The organism is Arthrobacter sp. Y3223164 (assembly GCF_059091005.1).
In genome coordinates, this window is sequence record NZ_JBNHGF010000980.1 from 1 (window position 1) to 288 (window position 288).

Annotated in this window: 1 protein-coding gene; it reads left to right on the forward strand. The window is 74.0% G+C overall.

Translation table 11 applies throughout. The annotated features are described in order from the left end of the window. Positions 1-288 (forward strand): aldehyde dehydrogenase family protein (locus tag AC5RUJ_RS19000; protein WP_494156607.1); only part of this gene is annotated, 288 nt, incomplete at both ends.

A 288-nucleotide genomic window follows, 5' to 3' on the forward strand; every position in this document is an offset into this window, starting at 1 on the left:
GCGCTCGGGGCGACGGCCGCAGAGGGCGGCTCGGTGCCAGAGGGGCCGGGCGCCCACTACCCGGCCACCGTGCTGCTGGACTGCACGGACCGCATGACCGTGATGCAGGAGGAGACCTTCGGCCCGGTGGCGCCGGTCCGGGTGGTGGACAGCTTCGACGACGGGCTTCAGTTGGCGGCGGAGGGCCGGTACGGCCTGGCCGCCACGGTGCTGACCGCGGACCTGGAGCATGCGCACCGGGCCGTTGCCGCGCTCCAGGTGGGCACGGTCAAGGTCAACGCCGTCTTC